This is a genomic window from Olsenella sp. An188 (assembly GCF_002160255.1).
Taxonomy (GTDB): Bacteria; Actinomycetota; Coriobacteriia; order Coriobacteriales; family Atopobiaceae; genus Thermophilibacter; species Thermophilibacter avistercoris.
On sequence record NZ_NFKF01000013.1, the window covers coordinates 1 to 3,312 of the forward strand.

3 protein-coding genes are annotated in these 3,312 nt (G+C 68.2%); all 3 read right to left on the reverse strand.

Translation table 11 applies throughout. The annotated features are described in order from the left end of the window. On the reverse strand, positions 1–754 hold a 754-nt coding region (locus tag B5F23_RS09470), incomplete at its 3' end, for a dTDP-glucose 4,6-dehydratase (RefSeq protein ID WP_162607515.1). A 196-nt stretch (positions 755–950) separates the two neighbouring features. Continuing rightward, positions 951–2,429, reverse strand: a complete 1,479-nt coding sequence (locus B5F23_RS09475; RefSeq protein ID WP_087354267.1) for a sugar nucleotide-binding protein — start codon at positions 2,427–2,429, stop codon at positions 951–953. A 2-nt stretch (positions 2,430–2,431) separates the two neighbouring features. Continuing rightward, positions 2,432–3,312: glucose-1-phosphate thymidylyltransferase RfbA (gene rfbA / locus B5F23_RS09480; RefSeq protein WP_087354270.1), on the reverse strand; the 881-nt coding region annotated here is incomplete at its 5' end.

The window sequence follows — 3,312 nt, forward strand, 5'->3', positions numbered from 1 at the left end:
TCTCGCCGTCGGCGCCGATGAGGTAGGTCTCGCCGATGCGGCCGCGGGTGAGGATGGTCCAGACGGCGGAGGAGTGGTCCTCGGTGTGGATCCAGTCGCGGACGTTCTTGCCGTCGCCGTAGAGCTTGGGCCGGATGCCGCAGAGGATGTTGGTCACCTGACGCGGGATGAACTTCTCCACGTGCTGGTAGGGACCATAGTTGTTAGAGCAGTTGGAGATGGTGGCGCGGATGCCGTAGGTGCGGTGCCAGGCGCGCACCAGCATGTCGGAGGCCGCCTTGGTGGAGCTGTAGGGGCTCGACGGGTGGTACGGGGTCTCCTCGGTGAAGCGGGCCGGGTCGTCCAGGGCGAGGTCGCCGTAGACCTCGTCGGTGGAGACGTGGTGGTAGCGCACGTCGTACTTGCGGCAGGCCTCGAGCAGGCGGAAGGTGCCCTCCACGTTGGTGCGCAGGAACGGCTCGGGGTCCGCGATGGAGTTGTCGTTGTGGGACTCGGCCGCGTAGTGGACGATCGCGTCGTGGCCCGGGACGATGCGGTCCAGGAGCTCGGCGTCGCAGATGTCGCCCACCACGAGCTCCACGCGGTCCTCCGGCAGGCCGGCGATGTTCTCGGGGTTGCCCGCGTAGGTGAGCTTGTCGAGCACGGTCACGTGGACGCCGGGACAGTTGTTGACCACGTAGTGCACGAAGTTGCTCCCGATGAAGCCGCACCCGCCGGTGACGATGATGTTGGCGGGCTCGAAGGTGTCTGACATGCTGATATCCCTTTCACTAGAAGCCAAGCAACTCATGTTATCGTCGGCGTCCTTACGCCGCTCATCTCTAAGCTCCTCGGCTCGAAGAAACGCCGCCTCAATAGAGGTCTCGAATCTCCCCGCCTCAATATCCGCCATTCCCCTACCAACGGCATCAACAAGCCTGGACTCAAACTCATCTTGGGCGGAAGAGCTCTTAGCCATCTAAACTCCCCACATACTCGCGCAGCTCGTCCTCCCAGTCGCGGGGCGAGAAACCCGCGGCGCGGATCTTGGAGAGGTCGAGGTCTGAGTGCTCGGGGCGCGGCGCCACCGGACCGGCGGCACTCGCGTAGTACTCGGCGGTGGTCACGGGAGTGACGGCGTCGCCGTTGCCGCAGGTGAGCTCGAAGACCTCGCGGGCAATCTGCGCCCAGGAGGCCACGCGACCGGAGCCGGTGAGGTTGTAGGTGCCGTAGGGCGCCGGCGCGCTCGGCTCGGCGTCGCCCTCCCGGTAGCCGAGCAGCCAGAGGATGCCCTCGGCCATCTGGTCGGTGAAGGTGAGCCGCCCCAGCTGGTCGTCGACCACGGTCACGCGGTCCAGCCCGTCGGACGGGTCGTCGCAGCGCCGCGCGAGGCCCCGCATGGTGAGCACGAAGTTGTGGCCCTCGCCGATGACCCAGCTCGAGCGCACCACGTAGTGGCGTGGGCAGCCGGCCACGGCCAGGTCGCCGGCAGCCTTGGACTGGCCGTAGACCGAGAGCGGGCTGAGGTCCTCGCCCTCGCCGTGGTTCTCGGCCGTGCCGTCGAAGACGTAGTCGGAGCTCACGTGCACGAGCGTGACGCCATGCTCGGCGCAGGTCCGCGCGAGCAGCGACGGCCCGGTGGCGTTGGCCTTCCAGCAGGCGGTGCGGCCCTCGGGCGTCTCGGCGCGGTCCACGGCGGTGTAGGCGCCGCAGTTGATGACGGTGCCGTAGAGGCTCCAGTCATAGCGGTCGTACTGCGCGGGGTCCGAGAAGTCGAAGGTGTCGATGTCGCAGAAGTCGAAGCTGGCGAGGAGCCCGCGCCTCTCGGCCAGCTTGTGCATGGCGCGGCCGAGCTGGCCGTTGCAGCCCGTGACCAGCGTGCGGCGCGGCGCCATGGGCAGCGCGTCGGCGAGCATCGGGTGGTGCCTGTCGGCCTCCGAGAGCGTGGCCTCGGAGAGCGGGATCGGCCACTCGATGCCGAGCGTGGGGTCGGCCAAGTTGACGAAGGTGTAGGTCTTCTTGAGCTCGGCGGACCAGTGGGCGTTCACGAGGTAGGTGTAGGCGGTGCCGTCCTCGAGCGCCTGGAAGGAGTTGCCCACGCCGCGCGGCACGTAGATGGCGCGCGAGGGGTCCAGCACGCAGGTGAAGACCCTGCCGAACGTCTCCCCGGGGCGCAGGTCGACCCAGGCGCCGAAGACCGAGCCGGTGGCCACGCTGATGAACTTGTCCCAGGGCTCGGCGTGGACGCCGCGCGTGACGCCGCGGCTCGCGTTGAAGCTCACGTTGTTCTGCACGGGGCGGAAGTCGGCCGGCAGCCCCAGAGCGCACATCTTCTCGCGCTGCCAGTTCTCCTTGAACCAGCCGCGGGCGTCGCCGTGGACGGAGAGCTCCACCACCTTGAGGCCGGGGATCCCGGTCTCGGAAACGCTGAGGTCCTTCTCGAAGTCCATGCCTAGTACTCCCCTCGCGACTTGACGAACTGGCCGGCCGCCACCTTGCGCAGGTGCTCGCCGTAGATGCTCTTGCCGTAGGCGTCCGCCGCGGCGAGAAGGGCGTCGGTGCCCACCCAGCCGTTCTCCCAGGCGATCTCCTCGAGGACCGCCACCGGCGTGTCCTGGGCGCGCTCCACGGCGCGGACGAACTCGCCGGCCTCGTAGAGGCTCTCCATGGTGCCGGTGTCGAGCCACGCGTAGCCGCGCCCGAGCGTCACCACGCTGAGCGAGCCGTCCTCCAGATACATCCGGTTGAGGTCGGTGATCTCGTACTCGCCGCGCGCCGACGGCTTGACCTGCTTGGCCAGCTCGCAGACGCGGCTGTCATAGAAGTACAGGCCGGTGACGGCGTAGGAGCTCTTGGGGTGCGCGGGCTTCTCCTCGATGGAGACCGCGTTGTAGTTCTCGTCGAACTCGACGACGCCAAAGCGCTCCGGGTCGTCCACGTGGTAGCCGAAGACGGTGGCGCCGCCCTCGGACTCGGCGCGGGCCACGGCGCGGCGCAGGTGGCGGGAGAGCCCGTTGCCGAAGAAGATGTTGTCGCCGAGGACGAGCGCGCAGGGCTCGCCGGCGATGAAGTCCTCGCCGATGACGAAGGCCTGCGCCAGGCCGTCGGGGCTGGGCTGCTCGGCGTAGGACAGGCTCACGCCGAACTGCGAGCCGTCGCCGAGCAGGCGCTCGAAGTTGGGCAGGTCGTGCGGGGTGGAGATAATCAGGATGTCGCGGATGCCCGCCATCATGAGGACCGACAGCGGGTAGTAGACCATCGGCTTGTCGTAGACGGGCAGCAGCTGCTTGCTCGTCACGAGGGTGAGCGGGTACAGGCGCGTGCCCGAGCCGC

Bases quoted from the DNA above. Each gene is read 5' to 3' on its own strand.
- B5F23_RS09475 (WP_087354267.1), bottom strand. From the start codon at position 2,429: ATGGACTTCGAGAAGGACCTCAGCGTTTCCGAGACCGGGATCCCCGGC.